Origin of the sequence: Fuchsiella alkaliacetigena, assembly GCF_023227765.1 — a bacterium.
In the GTDB taxonomy this organism is placed as follows: domain Bacteria; phylum Bacillota; class Halanaerobiia; order Halobacteroidales; family Acetohalobiaceae; genus Fuchsiella; species Fuchsiella alkaliacetigena.
Genome location: NZ_JALKBZ010000014.1, coordinates 1 through 22155, shown reverse-complemented (window position 1 = coordinate 22155; position 22155 = coordinate 1). Strand labels below are relative to the sequence as shown.

18 protein-coding genes are annotated in these 22155 nt (G+C 37.0%); all 18 read left to right on the top strand.

Annotated features, from left to right (window positions below):
* The first annotated feature begins 184 nt into the window (after positions 1 to 184).
* The 18 genes from spoIID (at position 185) to MWH30_RS05765 (ending at position 22072) form a co-directional block, all read left to right on the top strand.
* Positions 185 to 994 carry a stage II sporulation protein D gene (spoIID, locus tag MWH30_RS05850; protein WP_248663123.1) on the top strand — a complete coding sequence of 270 codons (810 nt, stop codon included), beginning with the start codon at positions 185 to 187 and terminating at the stop codon, positions 992 to 994.
* Positions 995 to 1075: 81 nt separating this feature from the next.
* Positions 1076 to 1888: a M23 family metallopeptidase gene (locus MWH30_RS05845; protein WP_248663122.1), complete on the top strand. Its 813-nt coding sequence runs from the start codon at positions 1076 to 1078 to the stop codon at positions 1886 to 1888.
* A 116-nt stretch (positions 1889 to 2004) separates the two neighbouring features.
* Positions 2005 to 2268: a sporulation transcriptional regulator SpoIIID gene (gene spoIIID, locus MWH30_RS05840; RefSeq protein ID WP_248663121.1), complete on the top strand. Its 264-nt coding sequence runs from the start codon at positions 2005 to 2007 to the stop codon at positions 2266 to 2268.
* 81 nt (positions 2269 to 2349) lie between these two features.
* Positions 2350 to 3087 carry a flagellar basal-body rod protein FlgF gene (flgF, locus tag MWH30_RS05835; RefSeq protein WP_248663120.1) on the top strand — a complete coding sequence of 246 codons (738 nt, stop codon included), beginning with the start codon at positions 2350 to 2352 and terminating at the stop codon, positions 3085 to 3087.
* A 160-nt stretch (positions 3088 to 3247) separates the two neighbouring features.
* Positions 3248 to 4042: a flagellar basal-body rod protein FlgG gene (flgG, locus tag MWH30_RS05830; protein ID WP_248663119.1), complete on the top strand. Its 795-nt coding sequence runs from the start codon at positions 3248 to 3250 to the stop codon at positions 4040 to 4042.
* Positions 4043 to 4059: 17 nt separating this feature from the next.
* Positions 4060 to 5046, top strand: coding sequence for a flagellar basal body P-ring formation chaperone FlgA (gene flgA, locus MWH30_RS05825; protein WP_248663118.1), 987 nt, complete (start codon positions 4060 to 4062; stop codon positions 5044 to 5046).
* A 58-nt stretch (positions 5047 to 5104) separates the two neighbouring features.
* Positions 5105 to 5680, top strand: a complete 576-nt coding sequence (locus MWH30_RS05820) for a flagellar basal body L-ring protein FlgH (protein WP_248663117.1) — start codon at positions 5105 to 5107, stop codon at positions 5678 to 5680.
* Positions 5681 to 5717: 37 nt separating this feature from the next.
* Positions 5718 to 6926 (top strand): flagellar basal body P-ring protein FlgI, encoded by a 1209-nt coding sequence (locus MWH30_RS05815; RefSeq protein ID WP_248663116.1) that lies wholly within the window; start codon positions 5718 to 5720, stop codon positions 6924 to 6926.
* Positions 6927 to 6951: 25 nt separating this feature from the next.
* Entirely contained in the window at positions 6952 to 7305 is a 354-nt protein-coding gene (locus MWH30_RS05810) for a rod-binding protein (RefSeq protein WP_248663115.1), read from the top strand.
* A gap of 80 nt (positions 7306 to 7385) precedes the next feature.
* Positions 7386 to 9308, top strand: a complete 1923-nt coding sequence (locus MWH30_RS05805; protein ID WP_248663114.1) for a SpoIVB peptidase S55 domain-containing protein — start codon at positions 7386 to 7388, stop codon at positions 9306 to 9308.
* 177 nt (positions 9309 to 9485) lie between these two features.
* Positions 9486 to 13850 carry a translocation/assembly module TamB domain-containing protein gene (locus MWH30_RS05800; protein ID WP_248663113.1) on the top strand — a complete coding sequence of 1455 codons (4365 nt, stop codon included), beginning with the start codon at positions 9486 to 9488 and terminating at the stop codon, positions 13848 to 13850.
* Positions 13851 to 13870: 20 nt separating this feature from the next.
* The gene (locus tag MWH30_RS05795) at positions 13871 to 15595 is read left to right on the top strand and encodes a BamA/OMP85 family outer membrane protein (RefSeq protein ID WP_248663112.1); all 1725 of its coding nucleotides are present in this window, start codon (positions 13871 to 13873) and stop codon (positions 15593 to 15595) included.
* Positions 15596 to 15619: 24 nt separating this feature from the next.
* Positions 15620 to 16129 carry an OmpH/Skp family outer membrane protein gene (locus tag MWH30_RS05790; protein ID WP_248663111.1) on the top strand — a complete coding sequence of 170 codons (510 nt, stop codon included), beginning with the start codon at positions 15620 to 15622 and terminating at the stop codon, positions 16127 to 16129.
* A 33-nt stretch (positions 16130 to 16162) separates the two neighbouring features.
* Positions 16163 to 17350 carry a coiled-coil domain-containing protein gene (locus MWH30_RS05785; protein WP_248663110.1) on the top strand — a complete coding sequence of 396 codons (1188 nt, stop codon included), beginning with the start codon at positions 16163 to 16165 and terminating at the stop codon, positions 17348 to 17350.
* Positions 17351 to 17363: 13 nt separating this feature from the next.
* Positions 17364 to 17789 carry an OmpH/Skp family outer membrane protein gene (locus tag MWH30_RS05780; protein ID WP_248663109.1) on the top strand — a complete coding sequence of 142 codons (426 nt, stop codon included), beginning with the start codon at positions 17364 to 17366 and terminating at the stop codon, positions 17787 to 17789.
* Positions 17790 to 17810: 21 nt separating this feature from the next.
* The gene (gene lpxD, locus MWH30_RS05775; protein ID WP_248663108.1) at positions 17811 to 18842 is read left to right on the top strand and encodes a UDP-3-O-(3-hydroxymyristoyl)glucosamine N-acyltransferase; all 1032 of its coding nucleotides are present in this window, start codon (positions 17811 to 17813) and stop codon (positions 18840 to 18842) included.
* Positions 18843 to 18845: 3 nt separating this feature from the next.
* Positions 18846 to 19496, top strand: a complete 651-nt coding sequence (locus MWH30_RS05770) for a YjbH domain-containing protein (RefSeq protein ID WP_248663107.1) — start codon at positions 18846 to 18848, stop codon at positions 19494 to 19496.
* Between the two features lie 146 nt (positions 19497 to 19642).
* Positions 19643 to 22072 carry a coiled-coil domain-containing protein gene (locus tag MWH30_RS05765; RefSeq protein WP_248663106.1) on the top strand — a complete coding sequence of 810 codons (2430 nt, stop codon included), beginning with the start codon at positions 19643 to 19645 and terminating at the stop codon, positions 22070 to 22072.
* Positions 22073 to 22155 lie beyond the last annotated feature (83 nt).

Sequence of the window (22155 nt, the reverse complement as noted above, 5' to 3'; positions counted from 1 at the left end):
TGTTTAGTTAAGTATATCTCGAGAGAAGTTAGCATATTTTTTAATAAGATTTTGTTTAAGGAGGCGATGAATAATAAAAAAGTTAATAGTCGTCTTTATTCTTTTTAATTTATTGATTTTTTTAGGGATACCTCTAGTATCTACTTGGAGTTATGAATGGATAGCTGAAGATAATAACAAAATTATGGTTGAGTTATCAACTTTAGATGGTAAACAGTATTATCTTTCTTTAGAAGAGTATTTAAAGGGAGTGGTGGCTGCTGAAATGCCAGCTAGCTTTGAGTTGGAGGCTTTGCGGGCCCAAGCAGTAGCAGCTAGAACTTATGCCTTGCGAAAGTTACAGGGTAGTGGAGATAATGTAATTGAGATTAGCAGTGACTATAATATAGATCAGGCTTGGTTATCTAAAGAAGAATTCCTAAGTAAAGGAGGAACTTTAGCAGACTGGCTAAAAATTGCTGAAGCGGTAGATTCTACTCAGGGGATTTTTTTAAGCCATCAGGGTCAGGTAGCTTTAACAGCTTATCATTCAGCTAGTGGCTATTTAACTGATTCAGCTGCTCAAGTTTGGGGTGAGGAACTACCTTATTTACGAATGGTAAAGAGTCCCTATGAAGAGGAATCACCTTATAATAGTTATCGGCAAAGTTATTCAGTAGCTGAATTTTCAGAAAAGATAGGAATTAGCTTAAATGAATTGAATGAACAGAAAATAAGTATTTTAGAGCGAAGCGAAAGTGGTCGAGTTTTGAAAATACAGATTGCTGATCAAACTATGACTGGGAGAGAGCTTAGAGAAAGCTTAGGTTTGCGTTCGGCTAATTTCGAGTATAGATTATCAGCACAAGAGATTGAATTTATTACCAAAGGCTATGGACACGGAGTAGGAATGAGTCAATACGGGGCTAATGGAATGGCTAAAAGAGGCTATAGTTATTTGGATATTTTAGCACATTATTATCCCGGAGTTGATATTAATAAAATTACTAATTGAAATTATAAAAAATAGCATTTTAAGTAAAAAAATGTATATAATCCCTCCTACCAGGACATAATATGCTTGGAGGTGGGATAGATGAACAAAGATGATCAAAATTCCAAAGATGATAAAAAGATACCTTTTTCTATTCAAATCGATAAACAGGATATTAAACTTAAAGTAAAGAATAATATTCAGAAATTGGCTGATAAATTTTCTTGGAGAAAGTTTTTGGCGAAGAGATTAAGTAAAAAAAGAGTCTTAGTTATAACGGCAATGGTAATTCTCTTGGGAATTGGAATATTTACTCAAATATACGATTCAGAACCCGAACCCGGAGAGGACTATCAGCTAGATATGCCAGAAGAAACGGTGATTCAGGAAGAGGTTTTGGAAGTAGAAGAAATAATTGAAGCAGAAGATGAAGTAGCAGAGGTGGAGCCGGAAAGAGAGATAGAACCAGAAGCAGATGTTGATACTGATGTTGCTCAAGAAGTAGCAGCGAAGCCAAACTTTGTTTTACCGGTTCAAGGTGGCGAAGTTGTACAGGACTATGGTTGGAATAAACATCCTGTTTTGGAAGATTGGCGCTTTAATCAAGGGATAGATTTTTTAGCTGCTGAAGCAACGCCTATTAAAGCTGCTAAATCAGGAGTAATTGAAGAAATTAGAGAGGATAACTTTTTGGGTTTAGTAATAGTGTTAGATCATAATGATGGTTATCAAACGCTTTATGGACATCTTAATCAATTATACCTGCAAGAAGGACAGCAAGTTAATGCTGGAGAAGCTATTGGTGAAGTTGGTAGTTCTGGTTTGGTTATAGAGCCTACCTTGCACTTCCAAATTCTTCATCAAGATGAAGCTACCGATCCTAGTGAATATTTAGATATTGATACAGAGGGCTAATTAGCTCTCTGTTTTTTTAATTGTTAAGAAGATTAGACCTTCAAAAACATATTTTCCTATTCCTTACATATATATTTAGCAAGGATTAAATAAGTAGGGTAGGGGGAATAGGAAAAATGAAGGATTATATTTATAAGCGAGTCTTAGAGGTTAGTAATTATATATATGAAACTAAGGCAACTGTTAGGCAGGCAGCTGAAGTGTTTGGAGTTAGTAAAAGCACCATACATAAGGACGTTACTGAAAGGATCAGCAAAATTGATGCTAGGTTGGCTGAACAGGTTAAACAAGTTTTGGAATATAATAAATCGGAAAGACATATTCGGGGTGGGGAAGCAACGAAAAGGAAGTATCTATCAACAGAACAAGAGTCAGATTAGCCTTCATTTTTTTTCTTTTCGAACAGGAAATTAGATTTTGATGTAGAAGTAATAACAGTAGTAGAAAAGGGAGGTGATTAGATGCTGAGAGGCATGTACACTGCTGCTTCGGGAATGAACGAAGCAAAAAAGAGAAATGATGTAGTTACTAATAACTTAGCTAATGTTAATACTACTGCTTATAAAAAAGATCAAGCAGTTAGTGAGTCTTTTAAAGAAATGCTATTAAAGCGCTTGCCGGATAATAAAGAGTTAGGTAGCTTGGGTACTGGAGTTAAACTGGATGGAACTTATACTGATTATAGTAGTGGAGGTTTAGAAAAGACTCAAAATACTTTGGACTGGGCTATTGATGGTGAAGGCTTTTTTGCTGTGCAGACTCCTGAAGGGATTCGCTATACTCGTAATGGTAACTTTAGTTTGAATGAGCAAGGACAGATAGTAACTCAGGATGGCAACTTAGTAATGGGACAAGCGGGCCCGCTGGAAGCCTTTGGCGAAGAGATATCTTTAGATAATGATAATAACTTAATAGTTGATGGAGCTGTGGTGGATCAGGTACAGGTGGTAACCTTTGATGATTTGGATGGTTTAGTGCAGGAAGGTAGTAATCTTTATGAGGCTACCCCAGAAGTAGGTAATGAGTTTATGGCTACTGGGACTATTCAACAGGGTTATTTAGAAGCTTCAAATGTTAATGTAGTGGAGTCTATGACAGAAATGATTGAAGCTACCAGACAGTATGAGGCTAATCAACGAGTAATTAGTACTTATGATGATACATTAGAACAGGCAGTTAATTCTGTAGGTAATGTATAAATAAATTAAGGCTGGACTGTTTAAGGGATTAATTCTTAAAGAGAAGCCAAAAGTCGTGGACTGATAGAAGCGACTTCGATTAAATTTAAATAATGATAACTTAGAAAGGAAGGTGAATAATCATTTAACCTTGCTAGATAAGGTTAAATGATGATTTGATATGATGAGATCTTTATCTTCAGCAGCAACGGGAATGAAGGCCCAGCAATTGAATATAGATACTACTTCTAACAATTTATCCAATGTAAATACTAGTGGTTTTAAGAAAAGTAGAGTTAATTTTCAGGACTTAGTGTATCAGACTTTAAGAGAGCCGGGAACTCCTAATAATCAAGGTTCTCAGGTGCCTAACGGCATAGAGGTGGGACATGGAGTTAGACCAGCCTCTACTCAGAAACTATTTGCTCAAGGTGGATTTAAGAATACAGAAAATCCTTTAGATGTAGCTATTGAGGGACAAGGATTTTTTCAAGTTTTAAGACCGGATGGTACTGTAGCTTATACTCGCGATGGTTCCTTTAAGCAAGATGAAAATGGGCAGTTAGTGACTTCCGATGGTTATATAGTGCAGCCGGATGATGATATTGTAATTCCTGATGAAGCTACTAGTGTAATTATTAGTGAAGAAGGGACTATCCATGCAGAAATACCGGGTGAAGATGATTACGAAGAGATTGGTCAGCTGGAGTTAGCTCAGTTTCCTAATGCAGCTGGTTTAGAGAGCTTGGGTCGCAATTTATTTGGTGAAACTCCTTCTTCAGGTGATGCTATTGTGGGTGAACCTGGGGAAGATGGATTTGGGACTTTAGCCCAGGGTTATTTAGAGGAGTCCAACGTAGAGGTCGTCGATGAAATGGTAAATATGATTCAGGCTCAGCGAGCTTATGAAACTAATTCTAAGTCTATTCAGGCTTCCGATGAGATGTTACAGCAGGCTAATAATCTACGAAGATAAGAGTGAGTTGATAAGCGATGTTCAATAGTAAAAAAGAATTTACTTTGGTGCTGTTAATTATTATTAGCAGTTTATTACTTGGGAGCTCTTGGACTATAGCTGGACAGCGGGTGAGTATTGAAATAGAATATGAAGTTGAAAGCAGTGGTCGAACTTTGTATTTAGGTGATATAGCTAAGATTCAGGGTCCGTCTGAACATAAAGATAGCCTAGCTAGAATAGATTTAGGTCAGGCTCCATTGCCAGGCTATACCAGAGCTTTAAATCAGGACTATATTCTTTCAGCTTTACGGAGAGCAGGTTTTGACTTAGAGCAAATAGACTATCAAATACCTACTCAAATTCGAGTTACTACTCCTTATCAAACCTTGTCTGGAAATGAAATGGTAAATAAAGCAGAAGAATATATATTGGGAAGTTTGGATTTAGCTGAGGAAGATGTTGAAATCAGAGTACAAAGGGTTAGTGATGAAATAAGACTGCCTAAAGGAGAAGTAGATTTAAAGGTAGGCAACTTTAGTGGTCGGGCTCTATTAGGCAGAGCTACAATTCCTATAGATATTTATGTTGATGGTGATTTTTTTAGAAAAAATCACGTACAGGTCGAAGTTCAAGCTTATCAAGAGGTTTTGGTAGCTCAAGAAGCTATCTCTCGTAATCAGTCTTTGAATGAAGAGCAGTTTGAATTAGAAAGAAAGAGTATTTCCGCTTCCAGTCGGGGAGAGCCTATTGATAACTTTGAAGATATTAGTGGCTCTAAGGCTCGGCGCCCTATTAATAGAGGGCAGATTATCACTGAAAACTTAGTAGAGATTCCTCCTTTGGTAAGCAGAAATGAGGAGGTTACTATTATAGCTGAAGTGGGCGGAGTTAATATTACTACCAAAGGACTTGCTTTAGAGGATGGGGCTGAAGGACAGACTATTCAAGTTGAAAACTTAACCAGTGGTCGAGAATTGAGGGCTAAAGTGATAGCTAAAGATAAAGTTAAAGTTAACTTATAAAGTAGATTAGTTAGTTGCTCTAAAACAAAGTGTATAAATTAACTTGAGGTGAAAAATTATGAAAAGAAGGAGTTTAGTTGTTCTTTCTTTGTTATTGGTACTATTGTTAAGTACGACTCCTGTAGTTGCTTCTTTATATCAGGACTCGGGATCTATTTATCGAGATAATAAACCTCAACAAGAAGGTGACTTATTGACGGTAATTATTTCTGAGGAGTCTTCAGCTAGCCATGAAGCAAGTAATGAGTTAGAGCAAGATGGTGATTTTGATGCAGGAGCTGGTGGAGGTTTAGTTGATTTTATTCGAGCTATCAACTTAAGCCAAAGTTCAAGTAGTAGTTCCAGCGGCGGAACTACTCAAAGTGGGGATTTAACAGCCATGATGGCAGTGCGGGTAGTAGAGGTTTTTGATAATGGTAATTTAAAAGTAAGGGGTAGCAAGGAGATTACTATTAATAATGAAACACAGCGGATTGAGCTTTCGGGGATTGTCAGACCGGATGATATTAGTATTGATAATACTGTTACCTCTACTGATATAGCTGACGGAAGGATTGAGTATACGGGAGATGGTCCAATTGGTGATACTCAACGTCCAGGTGTTTTAAGTAGGTTTTTTAGTTGGTTATTTTAAAAGGGAGCAATGAAGCTTGTAGAGAGGTGTTAAGCTTATGAAAAGGAATAGACTACTGTCTTTGATTTTAGTTTTAGCTTTGTTATTTTCCTTATCTTTGGTAGCTCAAAGCTATGAAGGGCTAGAGGGGGATGCTCAAAGTCAGAATATGAATGAAAATAATCCTCAAAACCAAAGCACATACCATGATCCGATGGTGAGAATAGAGGACATTACTAGAGTTCAAGGAGTCAGAAGCAATCAGCTAGTTGGTTATGGTTTAGTAGTTGGGTTAAACGATACAGGTGATAGCAGTAGTTCGGAGTCCACCTTTAATTCAGTTACTAATATGCTTAGAAACTTTGGCATTGATGTAGACCCTAATCAGGTAGAAGCGGGGAATGTAGCAGCGGTAATGGTGACGGCTGAACTGCCTCCTTTTAATAGAATTGGAGATAATATTGATCTGACTGTTTCTTCTATTGGTGATGCTGAAAGCCTCGAAGGGGGAACGTTATTGATGACTCCTTTGACTGGTCAGGATAGAGATCAGGTTTATGTGATGGGGCAGGGCCCGGTTTCCATTGGTGGTTTCAATGTAGAGGCTAATGATGATGCTGTACAGCAAAATCATCCTACTGTAGGCAAGGTTCCTAACGGAGGAATTGTAGAAAGAGAGGTTAGGACTGACTTTAGCCAACAGGAAGAGATTTCTTTGATATTAGAAAATCCTAACTTTGAAACTGCTCGCAGGATAGCTGAAACGATTAATGAACGGTATGGTTATCAAGCTGGAGTAGGAAACTTTGCTCAAGCTGTAGATGCAGGGGAAATTAAGATTTCAGTACCTAGTTTTTTACAAAATAGAATTGTGGACTTTATAGCTCAAGTAAATAGTCTTGCTGTTAGACCTAATACAGAAGCTAAAGTAGTAATCAACGAAAGAACTGGAACTGTAGTGATGGGACATAATGTAAGAATTTCCACTGTTTCAGTTTCTCATGGTAACTTAACTATTACTATTAGTACTCAGGAAGAAGTAGTACAGCCTGAACCTTTTGCGGAAGGAGAAACTGAAGTGATTGAGGATGTGGATATAGAAGTAGAGGAAGAAGAACAAGAGATGGTAGTAGTGCCACAAGGTTCTACTATTTCCGAGATAGTGCAAGCTTTAAATGCTATTGGAGCCACTCCCCGAGATACTATAGCTATTTTACAGTCTATTAAAGAGGCTGGAGCTCTGCATGCAGATTTGGAAATCATTTAATAAATAGTAAAGCGAGGGATTAGGAATGAAGGTTGGAGACTATCAGCTAAACATGTTAAATATGGAAAATCAAAAGAGATTAGAAGATACTAAAGACCAACAATTTAAGAATAAATTAGAGGAACTTCAAAATGAGAATTCTAAAGATAGTAATCAAGACCAAGAACTAAAGGCAGTAGCCCAGGAGTTTGAGTCTTTATTTGTTCATTTAATGCTAAAAGAAATGCGAAATAGTGTTCCAGAATCTGATTATTTGGATACAGGTTTACAGGGAGATATATTTGAAGATATGTTAGATGAGGAGTATGCAAAGGAGATAGCTTCTTCTGAGCAACTGAACCTGTCTAAAGTGATATATGAACAATTAAGCAAAAAATAGAGTTAGAAGTTAATACATAGTAATATTTACTGCAATAGTTGATTAAAAATCTTGAATCTTTAGGAAAGGAAGGGATTTAGTTGCGTAGGTTGGGAGTTAGTTTATTAGGGTTAATAATTTGCTTATTAATTGCTTTTCCAGTTATGGCTGGGCCAAGCATTGATAGTAATCAAGATATTTTACCCTTGGCAGAGCTTGAAAAGGGAATGACCGGTTATGGTAAAACAACAGTTTCAGGAACGGAAATAGAGGAGTTTGACGTTGAGATTTTAGGAGTTTTAGAGGAGCAGAGTTCCAATCAAGATTTGATTTTGATAGAAGTCAGTGGTGAATTGATTGAGGAGACAGGTGGTATTGCGGCTGGGATGAGCGGTAGTCCTATCTATGTTGAGGGAAAATTAATAGGGGCTATTGGTTATGGTTGGCAGTTAACAGACCATAAACTAGGTTTAGTTACTCCCATTGAAAGTATGTTGGATATTTGGGAGTTGGATATAGATGTAGATAATAAAGTTGCTCAGTTGGTAGAAGCAGTGGAGTTGGATGATAGAACTGTAGAGCAAGTGAAATTTATAGATAGTCACGAGAAAAAAGAAGAGTCTTCAGCTACTGATGAAGAGTCATTGCTAGCTTATCCAGTTCAGACTCCTTTATTGGTTAGTGGCTTGGAGAAGCCAGCTTTGAAGCACTTGGATAATCAATTGGAAGATTATGATTTGAAGCCGATTCAAACTGGGAGTGCAAGTAGCCAAGGAGAGGAAGAAGCGGAGTTAGCACCTGGTAGTGCAGTAGCTTTACAATTAGTCAAAGGAGATATTGATATTGCTGCTATCGGCACCTTAACTTATTTAGAAGATGAACAGTTTTTAGGTTTTGGGCATCCTTTTATGAGTAAAGGGAGTAGTAATTACTTCTTTTCTTCTGCTTATATTCATCATGTAGTGGATAGTTTGGATATGCCTTTTAAGTTAGGAGCACCTATGGATTTAAAAGGAATAGCTACTCAAGATCGTAGAGCCGGAGTTAGTGGTTTGCTGGGAGAGTATCCTAGAGTAGTTCCGGTAGAGGTTTTAGTTAAAGATAAGGATATGAACAGAGACCAACAGATTGATACTCAACTAATTAGAGATGAAGACCTACTTTCGGCTTTAGCAGGAACAGTAGTTTATCAGTCTATTTATAATACTATGGACAGAGCGGGCGGAGGAACAGCAAAGGTTAAGATGGAAATTATGGGTAATAATTTAGAAGAGGGAATTATTAAAAGAGAGAATATGTTTTATAATCGCCATGATGTAGCTTCAGTGGCCTTAGATGATTTTTTAGAGGCGTTGATGTTGATTACTTATAATCCTTTTAAGAAGGTTGATTTAGTTTCGATCGAATTAGATATTGAGGTAGAAGAAGAGCCTCAAGTAGCTTTGATAGATGAAGTTAAAGTGCTAGAAGATGAAATTAAACCGGGAGATGAGATAGAGATTGAGGTTACTTTTATGCCCTATCGTCGGGAGACTATAACTAAAAACTACACCCTTGAATTGCCAGAGGATATCGAGCCAGGTGTGGTTAGTATGGAGTTAATTGGAGGACAAGAAGCTAACTATGCTCAGTATGGGCAAGAAGGTGAACCTCATCAAGAAACGGAGTATGGCGAAGGTAGAAGCGATACCTTTAAGAGTTTAGAAGAGGTTTTAACTGCTTTTGAAAAGCAGAAGATTAATAATGATTTAGTGATTAGAATTATGCCTGATTATATTCCAGAAAGTGGATCTCCAGCTGCTGTTGAAGAGGAGCAAGCTGCAGAGGAGGTAGAACCTAATAATTATAATGACGATATACCTGATGATGACTTACCAGCAGAGGCAGAAGAGGGCCCACATGGTGTTCACGAAGGCTTTACGATTGATGATTTAATTGAGGAAACTTTTAGAACTGAATATATATTAGAAGGAAGGGTGCATACAAAGCTGAATATTAAAGCTGGGGAAAATAATGGATCTTAAATTAAATAATTTTCTTCAAAAGAGCAAGCCGTTAACGGCTTGCTCTTTTGAATCTTGGCGGAAGTACTTAACAGAATTATAATAAAATAACTGACGATAGTTGTTGCATAATTTTAAAAAATATAATATCATAAGTATAGTTTAGGTTTGATTGAGATTAAAGCAGGAGGCTATAGCATGGTACCGCTAGCCAGGAAGACTAAGAAGGTTATTCCTGTAATTTTAGTTATTTGTTTATTAGTTTTAGTTGTTTGGAGTTTATCTCAGAACTGGATGGAGATTTTGGATAATACTAAGGAAAATTTGATTGAAGTAGTGGAAGCAGAGTATGGACACAGTATAGAATTTAGTGAAATTAAAATAACTGCTTTAAATAGACTGGAGATTAAGGAACTAAAATTGGAAACTGATTTTTATAAGTTTTCTACTGCTAGAATTGAGATTTCCTATCAACTAAGGGATTTCCTATTGCAGAGAAATAGGGTAGTAGAAAGCATAGATACTATTGAATTTTTCAAGCCTGAACTTGAATGGTTGGATGTTGAAATTGAAGAAGAAATAGTTGTGCCTGATTTTTTAAATCAATTTAGAGGTAGTATTCTTTTAAATGAAGGTAACTTTAAAGCTAATAGTTTAACAGAATTAGATGCTTTAGAAAGTATTAAAGGAGAGGTAGATTTTTTAGCTGGTGATGAGTTAGAGTTTAACTTAGAAGGTGAGATTAAAAACATAGAAGTTAGTCCTTTTTCTGTAGTAGGAAGGACTAATTTAACAGACTTTGATGTGGAACTTGCTTTTGAGCAGCTTGATTTAAAAACTTTGCCGACTAAGCTCAAACAAAAGCTTGAACAATCAAGCTGGCAGGTCAAAAAGGGCTTACTTAACGGTAAGTTAGTACTAAATGGAGAGTTAGCTGAATTAGCTGAACTTAACTATAGAGCTGACTTAGAGATTAAAGAGCTTTTAGCTGCAAATAGTGATTTTGAAGAGGAAGTTAGCATTGTTGGTGGTAGTTTAAGGGTTGAGCAACGACAGCTTTCACTTCAGGACTTAGTAGCTGAATTTAATGGTTCGCAAATACAGATAGCAGGATTAATTAATGATTGGCAGTCTAGTCCTGAACTCTATTTAAGGTATGCAGGTTCACAGTTAGATTTGACTAATTTTAAAGATTACTTACCACAGCAGTTAGAGCTAAGCGGTAGTGGAGATATTGCGGGACAGTTAAGAGGCTCTATTGAAGCTCCGACTATTAACACTGAAGTTAGACTTACTGAAGGCCAGTTGAATGAAACAGACTTTGAAAATATATCTTTTAGGCTATGGTATAGAGATGGAATTGCTAACTTGAGTGACTTTAATGCTCATCTAGCTAGTGGTAATTTAGCTGGTCGAGGTACTGTTAAGTGGCAGCCAGGAGAAGATTTGGTTTATAGTATGTCCGTAGATGCTTCTACAGTTGAGCTAAGTGAACTGGAACTGATGTCTGAACTGCCAGTGGAGTTAGCTCAGGATTTAAGTGGTAGTTTAAATGGTAGCTTAGTGGTTAGTGGGCAGCATTCTTGGGAGAATTTAAATCTTTTTGGGAATATTGAAGTTACTTCAGGTGCTGTTAATGATTATGATTTTGATAGTTTAGTTGGTACTTTCTGGTTAGAAGGAGATAAGCTATTACTCAGTAATTTAGTTTTAGAATCGGGCCCTAGTAGATGGAAAGCAACAGGGCTAATAGATGAAACAGAAAACTTAAGTTTAGATATTGAAGCTGAACAGATCGATTTAGCAGACTTAAAGGGGGTACATAACTATGAAAGCTTAGTTGGGATAGCTGATTTACAAGGCGAAGTAAAAGGAAGAGTAACAGAACCTAATTTTATAGGTGAGATTAATATAAATAATTTAGGCTATTTGGATAGGGAATTTGAGGAGTTAACAGGAAGGGTTAGTTATAAAAAGGGACAGTTAGATTTAAGTGATTTTGTTTTAGCTTATGGAGAAACTGATTATCAATTGACAGGTAGTATAGAATTAATTGAAGAGCCGTTAATTGATCTAAGCTTGCAGACTGAACGAGGTAAAATAAATGATTTGTCTAAGTTATTTGTAGAACAAGATTTAGTAGATTTTGAGGGAGAGTTTAGTGGTGAGGTAGCTATTAAAGGAGCTGTTAATGATTTAATTGCTGCTGGTAATCTACAGTTGCTAAGTGGGCAGGTTAATAGTATTGATTTAACAGGAGGAGTTATTGATTTTGCTTGGCAAGATGATAACTTAAGAGTGAATCAGTTAAGATTAGCTAATCAAGAAGTAGATTTAACTGCTCAGGGTAGTGTTGATATTGAAGGTAATTTAGACCTAAAACTGACAGGCCAAAACTTTGCTTTAACGCATCTAAGTAACTTTGATTCTAGATTTGAAGGATTTACTGGAAACTTGAACTTTGAAGGTCTAGTGGCTGGAACGGTTTTTGCTCCAGAGTTTGCAGGAGAGCTTGAGCTTCAAGAAGCTGAAGTTCGGGGATATAATTTTGATAAAATTAGTGGAGGAGTTAAGTATCTTCAAGATAAAGTGGACTTAAAGAGCTTAAAAATTGTTAAAGATCAAACTATCTATGGCTTAGATGGAGGGCTGAATTTAGCTAAGGAGGAATTTGTTGGTTTAGAGTTAAAAATGGATAATGGTAAGCTAGATGAATTAGTTGCTTTGTTGCCTTTAGAAGTTGAAGGCTTAAATTTGCGTACTCCTCATAGTTTTTTTGGAGAGGTAGTAATTGAAAATGAATTTCTAACTCCGCGAATTTCAGGAGAACTCTTAGTAAAAGATGTAGATCAAATAGGCTCGATTAATCTACAAGGAAGCTATGATTATGATTCAGGTGCTGATTTATCTTTAATTGCTAAATCCTTTACCTTGGCTCCTTTTAATGAACTGATTCCTATAGAGCAGGAGTTAGGTGGTCGGGTTAATTTAGCTGCTGATATAAAAGGAGACTTAGCTAAGTTAGATATAGATTCTGAGATTGAAGTTTGGGGAGGTAGGGTTGGTAACTTAAGGTATGATTCTTTAACGGGAGCTATAGCTCTAAATGAAGGTAAAGATCTCAAAATCACTCAGAGATTAGAGATGCTAGTTGATGAAAATAATTTAATTACTACCGAAGGCTATGTACCTTTGGATTCTAAAGAGAAGCCTCTTTATTTCAACCTAAACTTAGGCGAGGGGGATTTAGCTCTTCTGGCTAACTTAGTTAATGGGATTGAGCAGGCTCAAGGAAGTAGCAGTGGAAGGTTAATCATTTATGGGAATAGAAATGATCCTAACTTTCGTGGTGATTTGCAGATTAGCGAAGGAAAAATTTGGGCAGATGCTTTACCCGCGGAGCTTTCTGCTATCAATGCTCAACTGAGTATTGAGGAACAGTTGATTAGTGTTGACCAGTTTAGCGGAAGTTATGGAAGTGGAAAGTTTGAAAGCACTGGTCAAATAGCTATAGATGAATGGGGTTTAGGAGACTTAGAACTTCAGCTTAGTGGGAAAGAGATTCCTTTTGAGCATGGTTCTTGGCAGGGTAAAAATAATGTTGACTTAGAGATCACTGGTACTGCTTTACAACCACATATAGGAGGAGAGATAGTAGCTTATGATACTAGAATTTTGATTCCTTTTGAATGGCCGGTGGCTGAAGATCCAATAATCGGGCCCAGCTATGATTTGATAATTAGACCTGGTGATAATGTGAGGGTCTATAATGATAATATTGATATTTTAGTTGAACAGGGTGCTGTTAATTTAATTACTATAGATCAGGAGCTAGCTATGCGTGGTAACCTAAGATCTAAAATTGGTAGATTTAACTACTATAATAATAGATTTGAAGTGGATTCAGCTAGAGCTACTTTTAATGTTTACGATGGTTTTATGCCTTATTTAGATATAGATGCTACTACTGAACTGACTAATGTTACTTCAGGTACTGACTCTTTACCAGGCAGAGATGTAGATGTAGAATCAGTTGCTGAAAATGAGGTAGAGCCGGAGGTTGAGCCTCAGCAGGAGTTTGAAGAAATAGAGGTTAAGCTGAATATGAGCGGGCCCGCAGATCAAATGAATATCAGTTTTGAATCTGAGCCACAGATGGATGAGGAATTGATAGTTAATCTCTTAGCTCGCCAGGGAGGCTTAGGCAGCTTTTTAGAAGGTAATTATGAAGAGGCTTTGGAGGCTGAACTGTGGCGGATAGTACAGGCTGGACTTACGATGAGACTTTTTTCAGGAATTGAAGAGACTATAGAGGAAAAATGGGGCTTAGATCAGTTTAGAATTTATCCTTCCTTTGGTAGAGATTGGAGAATTCGGATGGGAAAGTATTTATCCGAGGAGTTCTTTCTGAAGTATGAACAGACTATCAATGGTGAAGATAGGCGTTCAATTGGCTTTGAGTATGAAATAATGGATAGATTAAGGAACTTAATTTTGGATGGTTCTATAAATAATGAAGAACAGTATCAGTTAAAGTTACAGATGATATTACCTTTTAACTAAAAGATAAGGAGGAATTAATTTTGAGACGTCAAGTTAAATATTTAGTTTTAATTATTATTTTGACAATGATATTAGGTAGCAGCTTATCTTTAGCAGCAGATGATAGTCCTCTAGAAGGTAGTAATTTAATTACTGCTATCGAGGTGGAAGGTAACGAAAAATTAGCTGAAGAGGATATTTTAGCACCAATAGAGACAGAGGTGGGAGATAGAGTTTCTAGTCAACGTTTACAAGAGGATTTACAGTCTATTTTTGACTTAGGTTACTTTTTTAACTTAGAGATTCACTTTGAACCTTATCAAGATGGAGTGAAGTTGATCTTTGAGGTGGTGGAAAATCCTACTTTGGATGAAATTAAGTTTAAAGGAAATGAAGCTTTAGATGATGATTTGTTAGCAGAAAAATTATCCTTGGAAGCTGGACAGATTTTAAATAATAATCACTTGGATCAAGGTTTGCGTAATGTAGAGTCTTACTATCAGGAACAAGGATATATTTTGATGCGAATAGATGATATATATATGGAAGAGGATGGAGTTTTAGAGATTGAGATTAATGAAGGTAGATTAAATGAAATAAAGATCCAAGGTAATGAAAAGACTAAGGACTTCGTTATTGAAAGAAATCTTTCTCAGGAGTCAGGGGATGTCTTTAATGCTCAGCAGTTACAGTCGGACTTACGGGATATTTTTAACTTAGGCTTTTTTGAGGATATTATACCTCATTTAGAAGAGGCTGATAGGTTAGAAAATGAAGTTGATTTAGTTTTAGAGGTTGAAGAAGGAAAAACAGGAACCTTTGGTATAGGTGCTGGCTACAATAGCGGTATAGGCTGGCTAGGTCACTTTGAGATTCAAGAGGATAATTTGCGGGGTCGGGCCCAAAGAATTAAGTTCCGTTGGGAATTTGGAGAACAGAATACCTATGAGCTAAGCTTCCATGAACCTTGGGTTTTCGGTACTGATACCTCCTTTGGTTTCAGTATTTATGATAAAACTCGAGAGGGCTCTGGTGATTTTGGAGTTGAAGAAGATGATGATGAACAAAATATTGAATACGAAGAGCATAGAAGAGGTGGTAGTATTACCTTAGGTCGTCCTCTAACTAATACCATAGATGGTTCATTAAGGTATCAGTATGAGAGCTTTGAGTATGAGTCTTTGGAGAGTGATTATAGGATTTTAGATGAGGAAAGCGAAAGTACAGTTCGTAGCTTGACCTTTTCTGGAACTAGAGACACCAGAGATAATATCTTTGAACCTCGCTCTGGAACTAATAATCGGGTATCAGTGAAATATGCTGGTCAACTCTTAGGCGGCGACAATGACTTTACTAAGTATCAAGTTGATTTGCGTAAGTATACTGCTGATTTCTTATCGGATAGTAATAGCTGGGCCTTTAGGTCTAGATTTGGTTTGAGTGATGGAGATCTACCTCAAGGTGAACGTTATAGAATTGGAGGAGCCGAAGGGGTAAGAGGTTATGAGCGTACAGAAAGGGACTTAACAGGTGATTCAATGATGGCTTTAAGTGCTGAATATAGGATTCCTGTTGCCGATAACTTTACAGGAGTTTTATTTGCTGATGCTGGTAATGCTTGGGATAGTAGCTTCAGTAGTAGTGACTTAAAAAAGTCTGCTGGTTTGGGAGTTAGAGTTCATACTCCTATTGGCCAGTTGAGGCTGGACTATGGTTGGGGAGAAGATGAGTCTAGACCACACTTTAGTTTAGGTCAAGCCTTTTAGGTTGTTTAGAAAGGGGGCTAAAATATGTTAGCTAAGCAGAGTTTGCAAGTTAAACTTTTAATAGCTTTAGTGGTTTTGGGGATGGGGTTAGCTTTAATTAGCTACCTCTCCCCGGCTGTTGAAGCGGAAGCTGAAAGTGAAAATGAGTTAAAAAAGGCTGTTGCTTATGTAAATATTGAAAAGATATTCGAGAATCATCCTCACAAAGAAGAAACAGAAATTGAGTTTAATAAAAAAGTAGAAGAGTTAAGGAGTGATTTAGCTGCTGATTTGGAATTAGAGTTAAAGGAAGTAAGCGGCGAAGATCGGCAGAAGTTGGTCCAAAGCTATGAACAGCAGTTGAGAAATAGAATTACCCAAAAAGAAGAGGAGTTACTAGATTCCTTGATGAAAGAAATCCATTCTACCGTTGAAAAAATAGGGGCTGAAAAAGAGGTAGCGGTAATCTTGGAGGAAGATTCTGTTCTTTACGGAGGCCATAACTTAACAGAAGCTGTGATAGAGCGGCTTGAAGCTAAGGTAGCTCAAGATTAATTAAATCTCAACTTAGGAAGTAGGTGTTATGAGGTGCCTAAACAGCCTTTGAAAAAGCTTTTATATTTAGGGGTAGTATTTATTTTACTTTTTGCTGTAGTAGCTTGTAGGGATAGAGGTTTATCAGACGATTCTAATCAAGAAGAGGTAGTTGAGGCTGAGCAGGATCAAGAAGATTCAACAGCTGAAGCGGGCCCTAAGATAGCTGTAGTTGATTGGCAGCGTTTAAAAGATGCTCATCCGCAAATAGAACTACTTTATGAATTGCGAGAACAGATTGAAAATGAAAGACTAAATTTAGAAGAGCAGTTTAATGTATTATCTTTGGTTGAAGAAAACCGTCAACTACACACAGCAAGTGTAGAACAACTTATTGATAGAAGGTTGAATGAGATCAAAGAGACCTATGGTCGTCAGATAAGAAGGAAAGCTAAGGAAAAAGAAAAAAGTTTAGAGAATTATAGAAAACAGATTGAGGATGAAGTATCTCAAGCAATAACTAAAAAGGATGAACAGTTGAATGAAGATTTAAAGGTTGAAGTGGAATCTAAAGAACAGGAGTTGGCTGAAGAACTAAAGAAGTTTAAAAAGAATTTGAATAGAGAATTTAATAGTGATATCTTTAACTTAAGAATGAAGTTGAATACTTTAGATTTAAATGAAGAACGACGAGAGAAATATCAACAAAAATCAAGTAGCTTGGAAGCTGAAAGAAGTAAGAGGCTAGAAGAAAAGGAATCAGCTTTAGCTGAGAGATTAAATGAATTTAAAGAGAATAGACAAGAAGAAGCTAGGCAAATATTAATATCTTATAGTCGAGAATTAGTAAAAGAAAGAGAAGCAGAACTATCAGCTAAGCAAAAGACAAAAGAAGAGCAGTTAAGAAATTATATAGAGAAGCAGGAAGCAGCTTTGCTAAAAGACTTAGCAGAAAAAGAAGCTGAACTGGAAGGTAGTATAAAGCGTATGGTACTTCAGGCTGAAAGGGAGTTAAGCGATGATGTTAGAAGTAGGAATCAAGAATTAAGCAATAATTTAAAGGAATTACAGAGTAGTAAATCTAGGTTTGAAAATAGACTAGAAGAAGAGATAAAGTCTAAAGTGGCCCTTGTGGCTGAGGAAGAAGGATTAGAGGTAGTGCTCAAGGATTCCTATAGTAATTTAAATACAGTTGATATTACCGATGAAGTGCTGGAGAGGCTGAGTGAATTAGGCGGTTAAGGAGGGTTTTGGAATGAAAGCTTTTAAAAGAAAGGCAGTATTGTTGATTATTCTTGTGGTTTTCTTATCTTTATTGGGAGCCTGTCAAGTTGAGGAAAAAGAGATAGGGGTTATAGATATGGAGGCGTTGGTTAATAGTAGCGTTTATATTCAAAACTATCAAGAGGCTTTGGACTATCAGCTTGAGGAGTTGCAGGTAGAATATACCTCTCAGTTAGAAGAGCTAGAAGACCAAGAGGAGATAGAACAGAAAAGAGAAGAAGCCTATGCTAAAAGTCAAGAGATCAAGGAAGAGATGGAGTTAGAGGTTAAAGAGCAAATTCAAGAAGCTATTGCTAAGATAGCTCAAGAAAAGAATTTAGAGGTAGTTTTAAAGAAGTCGGAGCTACATTATGGAGGAGTAGATATTACTGAGCAGGTATTAGAAATACTGCAGTAAGTTTATGAAGGAGGACTGATTTTGGCTTATTTATTGCGAGAATTAGCTGAGTTAGTTGGGGGAAGAGTAGTTGGGGAAAATGAATTAGAAATTTCTGGTGTAGGCGGGGTTGGAGATGTGCAGGCAGGAGAGATTACCTTTGCTCAAACTGAGGAGTATTTTCTTAAGGCGGAAGCTAGTCCAGCAGCAGTGATTATTGTAGAAGAGGACTTTGAATCAGCTAAAACCTTATTACGAGTTGATAACTCACGTCTTGCCTTTGCTAAGATTGCCCAAGAGTTTACACCACAACTGTATAAAACAGGTCAGATTCACAAAACAGCAGTTATTGCTGATGATGTCGAATTAGGAAGTGGGGTTTCTATTGGTCCACAGGTAACTATAGAATCAGGAGTTCAAATTGGAGATAATACTACCTTAGCAGCTGGAGTTTATATAGGAAGAGAGGTCTCTATAGGAAATGAGACCTTGATTCATCCCCAAGTAGTAGTAGAGCACGGTACTCAGCTGGGTTCAGAGGTGGTTGTGCAGGCTGGAACTGTAATTGGCAGTGATGGCTATGGCTTTGAAAGCACTGAGCAGGGTCACTATAAGGTGCCGCAGTTAGGAAATGTGATTATTGAAGACCGAGTGGAGTTAGGAGCTAATGTGACCGTGGACCGCGGGGCTACAGGAGATACTGTAGTTGGACAGGGGACTAAGGTGGATAATCTAGTTCATATCGGTCATAATGTGAAGATTGGTCAGAACTGTTTAATAGTAGCTCAGGTAGGAATTTCAGGCAGTGTTGAATTGGAAGACTGGGTAACTTTAGCTGGACAGGTAGGAGTAGTTGGTCACTTAAAGATTGGAGCTAATACTACTATTGGGGGGCGCAGTGTGGTAATTAGTGATGTACCGGCTGACTCTTTTTATTCCGGTTATCCGGCTCGTGATCATAAAAAAGAGATGAGGATTAAGGCAGCTAGACAGAAGCTGCCGGAGATGTTAAAGGAGCTAAGAAGTTTAAAAAAGGAAGTGGCTAAGCTGCGGGCCCAAGTTGAGGAGGAATAAGGAGTGAAAAACAAGCTTAAATATGCTTTAATACTTACCATAGTGTTAAGCTCTGTATTAGGTAGTTTAGCTACTGCTACAGCTACTACCGCCTTCCAAGGAGGTTACAGCGGACTGATTAGAACCCCTACCGCCGAGATAGCTCCGGCTCAAAAGGCTACTATAGGCTATCGTTATCTGGCAGGAACTAATAAGCTAGTGGTTAATTACGGAATGGATGGAAATCTTGAATTAGGCTTAACAGGTCTTTCTTGGTTAGAAAATGAAGATAGTGAATTAGCTTTAAATGCTAAGTTGAAGCTTTTAGCAGAAGACTCTAGGCAGCCTGCTTTGGCTGTAGGCTTAATAGAGGAAGATCTTTATTTAGCAGTTAGTCAAAGTTTAAACTATTTTGGTTTGCGAGCCCATATTGGAGTAGGAAATGGTCGTTTTGAAAATATCTTTGGGGGAATTACTAAGACTATCAATCCAGTCAGTATTTTAACTGAAGATAGTTGGTTTCAGCTACCGATTACTACCTTGATTTTTGAGTATGATGGGGCCGATTTTAATTTTGGAGCTGATTTCAAAATGAGTTCTCAGTTGGACCTAAATTTAGCGCTTAATGACTTTTCGGAATTAGGAGCAGGAGTTACCTTTAGTAATAGATTTTAATAACTTAGCTCAAGGCTGTTCTTTAGTTGAAACTAGAGGACAGCTCTTTTAGTTTTGTTTGCTGATAAACAATAATTACCTGCTGCTACTTATTTACGCTCCTTTAGTTAAATGCTATAATTAGTTGAAGTAGAGGAGGAGCTTAAATGGGAATTTTAAGCTATGAGTTTAGAAAAGACTTAATGATTTGGCTGATAGTAGTAGTAGTAATTGGTAGTTTATTTGCTAGCAGCGTAGGTTATCTAGCCGATAACTATTTTGGAGATACAGTTAATAATTTAGTAGGAGACTATGGAGAATATGATTTTTTATTGACTATTAATCAAGAAGGGGAAGAATCAGCAGTAGCAGAAATAGAGAAGATTTTAGCTAAAGATTTACCGGAAAGTGAATTAATTTCAGGAGTTAAGGTAGCTGGAAAGGCTAATTATTTTTTAAAGTTGAACGATAATTATAGAAATAAAGAGGTATTTTCTAAAATAGATAATGGTTATTTTGAACAGATACCTGGATTGGATAATGTTTCGGTGATTGCAGAACCGATGCTTTCACTAAGAGGTATGGTAGGAGATGCTAATTTAGTTTTAGGCCAGCAGATTGAAGATTTAAAGGAAGTTGAATTCATTCTTCCAGCTAGCTCCGGTTTAGATATAATATTTAAGCAAGGGACTGATTTGGAGGAGGCTCAAGCAGCTGTTGTTGAAATATTAGCTGGTCAGCAATTATTACAGTTAGAACTTCCTTTGGCTGATAATACTAATAGCTTAGTTAGGGATTTAGAGGCGGATTTGAGCTCTAAGTTTGCTCAAGAAAGTATAATTAGATTAGAAACTGAAGAGATTGATGGCTTAGGCAATTTAGTAAAGACAATGACGGAGATGCAAAGATTCTTATTGGGATATGCTACTGTTATTGAAGTAAAAGTGCCGGCTGATTTTGAGATTACTGATGAACAGAGCTTGGCTATGTCTAGTCAAGAACAAGACTCTTTAGCTATTGGAGAAGAGTTAGGTAGTGAAGCGCTATTGTTGACTACTTTAAAGACAGCTGAAGGAAGCTTAGAGGCGTTAATTAGTCGCGGTGATGTAGCTGAGTTAGGAGCTAAAGATGTTTATTTAATTGATGAAACCGGAAAGGTTGTTGAATATTTAGGCGAAGCTGAGATTAATAAGCCGAGATATCTATTGCAGCAGGCAGTTAGTGAAACTAAGAACTTATTACCAGGAGTGGACTCTTTATTAGCTCAATCTGAACAGTTTAAAGCTAATTCAGGATTTTTATTAGCCCAGCAGGATAAGCTTCAGAACTTAGAGGAGTTGGAGGAGCAGTTAGTTTTTTATACGGAGCAGTTAAGTAGTTTGGAGTTAAATAATGCTAATTTGGAACGGATAGACAGTTTATTAACTGAGATTCTTAAACTAAGCCAGCAATTAGAGAGTAATTTAACAGTTTTGGACTCTTGGGAGGAAAAGTTACTAGCTATGAGAGCTGATTTTTATGATTTTGAAGCTGAAGTAGCTGAGCAGCTAACGATGTTATCCTTGCTTAATCAAGATGAGCAGCGTTTAATGGATTTACGTAGTTCATTAGCAGAGTTGAGAATGAAGATGGTAGAAAATACAGAATCGATGGTTAATAGTTTAAACCGTTATAATTCTTTTTTAGAGCAGTTACAAGGCTGGAGACAGGGTTTAGAGTCTGTTCAATATTTTTTACAGCAGGGAAGTGAGATAGATGCTAATTTGGATTCAGTGGAGTATTTTTTAGCTGAATTTCAACGTTTAAGTCAAGATTTAGAAGAGCTACAGTTATCAGTGCAAATTGATAGTTTAGTTCAGAATTTATTAGTGTTTAGGGATTTAGATATAGGGCTTTTAAGTCAACAGCTTAATAATTTAGAAAACTCTTTACCTCAGTTGAAAGATGAGGAGATTACAAGTAGCATTGAACTGCTAAATGAACATTTAGCTGGCGAGGTAGTAGCTGGAGAAAGTCTTTATTATTTAGTGGATCGTGATCTTGATCAAGAGCTGGTGGAGGAAGTGATTATTAATCATTTTTCTGCAGAAGAAGTTACTTCGGTCTTTACTGAAGCAGGCTTAATTCGGCCCAATGTGCGCGGGGAGCTGTTTAGGGTTTTAAGTGAAGTAAAGATGATTATTACTGCTTTAACAGCGCTGGTATTTACTGCTTTTGTGTTATTTATAGATCAAACGTTGTTGATGGTCAGTATGAAAAGGATTAGTTGTGGATACAATAAGGGAGTAATGAAGCTGCTTAATTCTAAGTATGTATATGGTTTTTCGGTGGGAGCGGTGGTGTTAGTGTTTATCTTTTTGCTTACTCGGGCCCGTTTGCCTTATCTTAATTTAGTGCATACTGCTGGACTGGGAGGCTTCTTAGGTGTTTTAGCTGCTAATAAAGCTGAAGCTATTAATCCCATTGCGGAAGCTGAATTTTTGGCTGGGGAGGCTATGGGCTTAGATTATAGCTTGATTATGCAGGAGTTGATTATTCCTGAAGGTCGGCCTGGTTTTTTGAGCTTGTTAAATAAAAGGCAGTTGGTATTTAAGTAATGCTAATCAGGGCAATCGCAAGAAAGAACTCTAAAATAGATTTAATTTCTTCCCTTTAAGATGCTATAATTAAAAGCAAAAAG

Excerpts from the sequence above, each read along its gene's own strand:
- spoIID (WP_248663123.1), top strand. The coding sequence starts at position 185 with ATGGTTGAGTTATCAACTTTAGATGGTAAACAGTATTATCTTTCTTTA.
- MWH30_RS05810 (WP_248663115.1), top strand. The coding sequence starts at position 6,952 with ATGAAGGTTGGAGACTATCAGCTAAACATGTTAAATATGGAAAATCAA.
- flgA (WP_248663118.1), top strand. The coding sequence starts at position 4,060 with ATGTTCAATAGTAAAAAAGAATTTACTTTGGTGCTGTTAATTATTATT.
- MWH30_RS05765 (WP_248663106.1), top strand. The coding sequence starts at position 19,643 with ATGGGAATTTTAAGCTATGAGTTTAGAAAAGACTTAATGATTTGGCTG.
- flgF (WP_248663120.1), top strand. The coding sequence starts at position 2,350 with ATGCTGAGAGGCATGTACACTGCTGCTTCGGGAATGAACGAAGCAAAA.
- MWH30_RS05820 (WP_248663117.1), top strand. The coding sequence starts at position 5,105 with ATGAAAAGAAGGAGTTTAGTTGTTCTTTCTTTGTTATTGGTACTATTG.
- flgG (WP_248663119.1), top strand. The coding sequence starts at position 3,248 with ATGATGAGATCTTTATCTTCAGCAGCAACGGGAATGAAGGCCCAGCAA.
- MWH30_RS05845 (WP_248663122.1), top strand. The coding sequence starts at position 1,076 with ATGAACAAAGATGATCAAAATTCCAAAGATGATAAAAAGATACCTTTT.
- spoIIID (WP_248663121.1), top strand. The coding sequence starts at position 2,005 with ATGAAGGATTATATTTATAAGCGAGTCTTAGAGGTTAGTAATTATATA.
- MWH30_RS05780 (WP_248663109.1), top strand. The coding sequence starts at position 17,364 with ATGAAAGCTTTTAAAAGAAAGGCAGTATTGTTGATTATTCTTGTGGTT.
- MWH30_RS05800 (WP_248663113.1), top strand. The coding sequence starts at position 9,486 with ATGGTACCGCTAGCCAGGAAGACTAAGAAGGTTATTCCTGTAATTTTA.
- MWH30_RS05815 (WP_248663116.1), top strand. The coding sequence starts at position 5,718 with ATGAAAAGGAATAGACTACTGTCTTTGATTTTAGTTTTAGCTTTGTTA.
- MWH30_RS05790 (WP_248663111.1), top strand. The coding sequence starts at position 15,620 with ATGTTAGCTAAGCAGAGTTTGCAAGTTAAACTTTTAATAGCTTTAGTG.